This window comes from Neobacillus drentensis (assembly GCF_036962765.1).
Taxonomy (GTDB): Bacteria; Bacillota; Bacilli; order Bacillales; family Cytobacillaceae; genus Neobacillus; species Neobacillus drentensis_C.
This window is the reverse complement of record NZ_JBALOS010000389.1, coordinates 1-4654: the sequence shown is the minus strand read 5'-3', so window position 1 is coordinate 4654 and position 4654 is coordinate 1. Positions and strand designations below refer to the sequence as shown.

8 protein-coding genes are annotated in these 4654 nt (G+C 38.1%); all 8 read left to right on the top strand.

The window, feature by feature from the left end:
• The first annotated feature begins 34 nt into the window (after positions 1-34).
• The 8 genes from comGA to V7137_RS29890 all read left to right on the top strand — a co-directional run bounded on the left by comGA (position 35) and on the right by V7137_RS29890 (position 4385).
• Positions 35-1117 (top strand): competence type IV pilus ATPase ComGA, encoded by a 1083-nt coding sequence (gene comGA, locus V7137_RS29925; protein ID WP_335701434.1) that lies wholly within the window; start codon positions 35-37, stop codon positions 1115-1117.
• A complete protein-coding gene (comGB, locus tag V7137_RS29920) occupies positions 1104-2135 on the top strand; it encodes a competence type IV pilus assembly protein ComGB (RefSeq protein WP_335701433.1) in 1032 nt (343 codons plus the stop codon). Before comGA ends, comGB begins: the two co-directional genes overlap by 14 nt.
• Before the next feature lie 130 nt (positions 2136-2265).
• A complete protein-coding gene (gene comGC, locus V7137_RS29915) occupies positions 2266-2583 on the top strand; it encodes a competence type IV pilus major pilin ComGC (protein ID WP_335701435.1) in 318 nt (105 codons plus the stop codon).
• Positions 2583-3023: a competence type IV pilus minor pilin ComGD gene (gene comGD, locus V7137_RS29910; protein WP_335701432.1), complete on the top strand. Its 441-nt coding sequence runs from the start codon at positions 2583-2585 to the stop codon at positions 3021-3023. The genes comGC and comGD overlap by 1 nt, the downstream gene beginning before the upstream one ends.
• Positions 3007-3345 (top strand): hypothetical protein, encoded by a 339-nt coding sequence (locus V7137_RS29905; RefSeq protein WP_335701431.1) that lies wholly within the window; start codon positions 3007-3009, stop codon positions 3343-3345. The genes comGD and V7137_RS29905 overlap by 17 nt, the downstream gene beginning before the upstream one ends.
• Positions 3293-3769, top strand: coding sequence for a competence type IV pilus minor pilin ComGF (comGF, locus tag V7137_RS29900; protein ID WP_335701430.1), 477 nt, complete (start codon positions 3293-3295; stop codon positions 3767-3769). Before V7137_RS29905 ends, comGF begins: the two co-directional genes overlap by 53 nt.
• Positions 3766-4152, top strand: a complete 387-nt coding sequence (gene comGG, locus V7137_RS29895) for a competence type IV pilus minor pilin ComGG (RefSeq protein WP_218349470.1) — start codon at positions 3766-3768, stop codon at positions 4150-4152. The genes comGF and comGG overlap by 4 nt, the downstream gene beginning before the upstream one ends.
• Positions 4153-4199: 47 nt before the next feature.
• On the top strand, positions 4200-4385 hold the full coding sequence (locus V7137_RS29890; protein ID WP_218349471.1) for a YqzE family protein: 186 nt from the start codon (positions 4200-4202) through the stop codon (positions 4383-4385).
• Positions 4386-4654 lie beyond the last annotated feature (269 nt).

Sequence of the window (4654 nt, the reverse complement as noted above, 5' to 3'; positions counted from 1 at the left end):
GTCGAATATTATCAAATGAAAAATAATAAAGGCGGTGGTACTCATTGTTAGCTCGATAGAAATCTTAGCTAATCGAATTATTACAGATGCAGCACGAAACCAGGCAACCGATATTCACATTATCCCTAGGAAGAAAGACACGCTCATTCAAATCCGTTTGACCAACAAACTTATTCCTCGACTATCCCTTCCAAAAGATGAATGCGAAAGATTAATCTCTCATTTTAAATTCACGGCCAATATGGATATCGGTGAAAGAAGACGACCTCAAAGTGGCGCTATTTTTTGTGAGGTTGATGGTAAATTAATGGGCTTAAGGCTTTCCACACTTCCCTCGAATAACAGAGAGAGCCTTGTCATCCGGCTGCTTCCACAACAAGAACAAATCCCTTTTCACCAACTGTCACTATTCCCGTCTATGACACGAAAACTTCTCGCTCTTCTCAAACATGCTCATGGCTTAATCATATTCACTGGGCCGACTGGCAGTGGAAAGACAACAACTCTTTATTCCCTTTTAAATGAAACAGCCCACCTATTCCATCGCAATGTTATCACACTCGAAGATCCCATCGAAAAAAACTATGACTCCGTCCTGCAAATACAAGTCAATGAAAAAGCGGGCGTAACCTATGCAGCTGGTCTAAAGGCTATTCTTCGTCATGATCCGGACATTATTATGGTCGGTGAAATTCGCGATGCTGAGACAGCGAAGATTGCGGTAAGAGCTGCCTTAACTGGGCATCTTGTCCTCTCCACCATGCATACTCGTGATTCAAAGGGTGCCGTTTATCGCCTACGGGAGTTTGGAGTGAATTGGTTAGAAGTGGAACAGACGCTTATTGCCATTACAGCACAAAGGTTAGTTGAACTCACATGCCCTTTTTGTGAGGGAGAGTGCTCGCCTATTTGTTATTCCTATGGCAGATGGAAACGCGCGAGTGTGTTTGAGCTTTTATCGGGAAAAAATTTACACGGTGTAATGAAAGCAGCACAAGGCGATAGAAACGATACACATTACCGCACCATAAAAGATGTTATCAATAAGGGAATTGCTCTTGGTTATATTCAAGAATCTGAATATGAACGATTAGTGTATGATGATGAAACGTCATAAATGGTCTGTGAAAGATCAAGCTAATTTTTTGAGAAGAACTGGTGAACTATTGGCAAGGGGATATCCAATTGCGCTTGCAATTGAATCCATAGCATTACAATTACCGTCAAAACAAAAGGAGGAACTTAATGATTGTTTAGAAGAGTTGAAAAAAGGTCAACCGTTTCATGAAGCCTTGAATAAGCTTGGCTTCCAGAAAGACTTGGTCGGTTATGTCTATTTTGCTGACCAGCATGGCTGCTTTGCGGATGCATTGCTAGAAGGAAGTAATCTTGCACTATTAAAAGATAAAGATTTACACAAACTGCTAAAGTTGCTTCAGTATCCTACAGTCCTTATCGTCATTACTGGATTTCTATTTTTTTTCGTAGAAACTACATTGCTGCCAAGGTTCACTACCCTTTTTTCCTCCCTTGGTCTAGAAGCAAATTTCTTCATGAATGTTATTTATGCATTCGACCGGTATTTCCCAATTGGTATCAGTGTCCTGCTTATTACCCTGGCTTTGGGAGCAGTTTATTATTTGCTTATCTTCCGAAAACTCTCTGTCCTAAAACAAAGGGCGCATCTAGTTCGTATCCCTATTGTTGGCAGGATCCTCAAACTACTGTTTACCCACTACTTTTCCATTCAACTGAGCTTCTTACTATCCGGTGGATTATCCGTTTCCGAGGCACTACAACTCTTTGAACTGAATCAAAAACACCCTTTTTACAGTCACTTAGCTACCGCGATTAAAAGTAAGCTAATTACCGGAGAAAGGTTTGAATCCATTTTGGCAACGATGTCATTCTTCGAAAAGGAATTTCCAATGATTGTAAAACACGGTCAAGAAAATGGAAAATTAGAGCAGGAATTACTTTTTTTCAGCAAGCACTGCATTTCAAACATGGAGGAAATGATCGAAAAACGTTTATCAACGATCCAGCCTATTCTTTATATCTTTATTGGATTCCTAGTGGTATCCATGTATTTAGCAATCCTATTACCTATGTTTCACCTGCTTGATGGTATTTAAAAAATGGCTGTGTTATACCTTGAATGTTGATTTGCGCTCCAGGCGCTTCGCTTTCCTCACCAATCAACTTTGCTAAAATATCTACAATACCTCTTAACACAGCCTTAAAAATTGGAGGTTAGTGAAAATGATGAAAAATGAAAAGGGTTTTACATTAATAGAAATGATGATTGTTATGCTCGTAATATCAGTATTGTTAATTATTACGATTCCTAATGTTGCCAAACATAATTCAAATATCAACAATAAAGGCTGCGATGCCTACGTTAAAATGGTCCAAGCTCAAGTTCAAGCATATGAAATGGATAAAAACAAAATCCCGACAATGGAGGAACTTAAAACAGAAGGATATTTAAAAACTGATTCTAAAGGTTGTCCGAATGGTAATACAATTGAGATCGACTCTTATGGAACAGTAACAGCAGTTGCAAAAGTATCTAATCCATAATGAAAAACAATCAAAATGGCTTCACTCTAATTGAGTCTCTGTTAGTTCTTTCCATCTTCATGATTATTTCCTCAATTACAGTTTTCTCCTTAAAACCACAGCACTCAGTACTAGAGGATGAGGCCTTTTTAACCCAATTAAAAGCCGACCTTTATTATTCACAACAATATGCTATATCCCACCAACATGAAGTATCCGTTGTTTTTCTTCCCGCGCAGTATCGGTATTATATGCTTTTGAGACCCGACCTGCCGCCAATTGTCATGCGAAATTATTCAACCAATATTTATCTCACGGAAGGTTCCATTCCCTTATATTTTAAATTCTTAAACGATGGAAATGTAAACCAGTTTGGTACCTTTCTAATCCAAACCAAAAATAAAAATTATCAAATGACCGTGTTAATTGGAAAGGGGCGGTTTTATGTTAAGGAATACTAATGGCTATTTTTTGCTGGAGCTGCTCCTTTCTTTATCAGCCTTGTTAATCCTTAGTATGTTTTTACTGCCTTTATTGACCGAACTAAGGGAACAATCCCGACAATTGGAATTAGAAAGGAAGGCTCGGCAGTTGATGTACGAAGTATTACAGATGAATTTAGTCAGTAATCAGCCAACTGTAAATTCCACTACTATTCAAAATGGTGTCGAATACCAAATCTTATGGAAGGACAGCGAATCGCCTAATCAAAAGGAGGTGTGTGTAAGGGTTGAAAAAAATTCTTTCCTGCCTGAGGTCGAGGTCTGCGGATTGCTTGAGTGACCATGCGTTTACACTAATTGAAGTTCTAATTTCATTTTCAATTTTTACAATGATTATCTTTTTTATGATGCCTGTATTCCAAATAATCCTCACTAATAACGATACAGTGGCAACTATACAAGCAATGGAGTGGACAATTTTTTCCAGCCAAATTAAAAAGGAAATCAGGCTATCCACCCGTGCCGAAGTGATCTCGAATCGGTTAATTCTAACAAAAGATACTGAAACGATACAGTATGAAAAGTACGGGACAAACCTTCGGCGCCGTGTGAATTCAACAGGACATGAAATACTCCTTCAAAATGTTTCACAGCATTCGTTTGCTATCTTAAACAATGCCATAAAAATTGATGTTACGGACCTTTGGGGAAGAAAATATTCGGTTACCGCCTTCCCTTTAGTCAACGGGATGACTGTCCCATGAAAAATAATGAACGTGGCTTCACCTACCCACTTACCTTATGTCTGTTAATCATCTTTTTATTATTTCTCTCCGAACGGATTGAAGTTTTGTTATCCGAACGAAAAATAGCGCATGAAACGAATACCATCCAGCTCGAGGAATATTATTTCCTCTCGTCTGTTAAAAAAGTTGAAGGGATGTATCAAAAGAGCGGCACCTTACCTGTCAAAGGGACGATTACGTTTGTCATGGGCACCATGGATTTCCAAACTGAAGCTCCTATAGGGTATGTTCAAAAAGTCAATTTCACTTTTCACTTTCCTAAAGACAATGTAACTGCCAACGGAAGAGGATATTTTGATACACGAACCAAACGATTAACCAAATGGCTTGAATTGAAATAAACAAACATGGGCATACTTGTTGATGAAAATTAAAGGCAGGTGTGTCCATGAAAACCAATGACTATGTTAAATATATGACACAAACAATCGTAAAATATGCAGACCAACCTAAGGATGAACGGAAACGCCTTCGAACCGAACGGAAAGAAACAAAAGCCTCCTTTTGGTATCGTTGGTTTGGTATTCTACCTTACATCCTCTACTTTGAAGTTAAAAAGAGGCGGAGAATGTAAACAAGGGAAATTTCCCTAAAATAACTATACTTCTGCTGTTGACAATTGACTTTTTATCAGAAAATGCAACCTATTTATTATATTGTTACAATATAAAGTCGGTAATTGTGAACATTTTCTAAACATATAGTGTTTACATTGTTAACCTCATTCCCATGTTACATTGCCTGTATTATAATGGAATAAATTATGGGGGTCCGAGGTGAACAGTGATGGAACAAACATTAAAGATAACAAACGTTTTGTCAGATCCAACACGGTACTATATT

What these genes read in the sequence shown, in the direction of transcription:
- comGC (WP_335701435.1), top strand. Translation starts at nt 2,266, where the DNA reads ATGAAAAATGAAAAGGGTTTTACATTAATAGAAATGATGATTGTTATG.
- comGG (WP_218349470.1), top strand. Translation starts at nt 3,766, where the DNA reads ATGAAAAATAATGAACGTGGCTTCACCTACCCACTTACCTTATGTCTG.
- comGD (WP_335701432.1), top strand. Translation starts at nt 2,583, where the DNA reads ATGAAAAACAATCAAAATGGCTTCACTCTAATTGAGTCTCTGTTAGTT.
- V7137_RS29905 (WP_335701431.1), top strand. Translation starts at nt 3,007, where the DNA reads ATGTTAAGGAATACTAATGGCTATTTTTTGCTGGAGCTGCTCCTTTCT.
- V7137_RS29890 (WP_218349471.1), top strand. Translation starts at nt 4,200, where the DNA reads ATGAAAACCAATGACTATGTTAAATATATGACACAAACAATCGTAAAA.
- comGB (WP_335701433.1), top strand. Translation starts at nt 1,104, where the DNA reads ATGAAACGTCATAAATGGTCTGTGAAAGATCAAGCTAATTTTTTGAGA.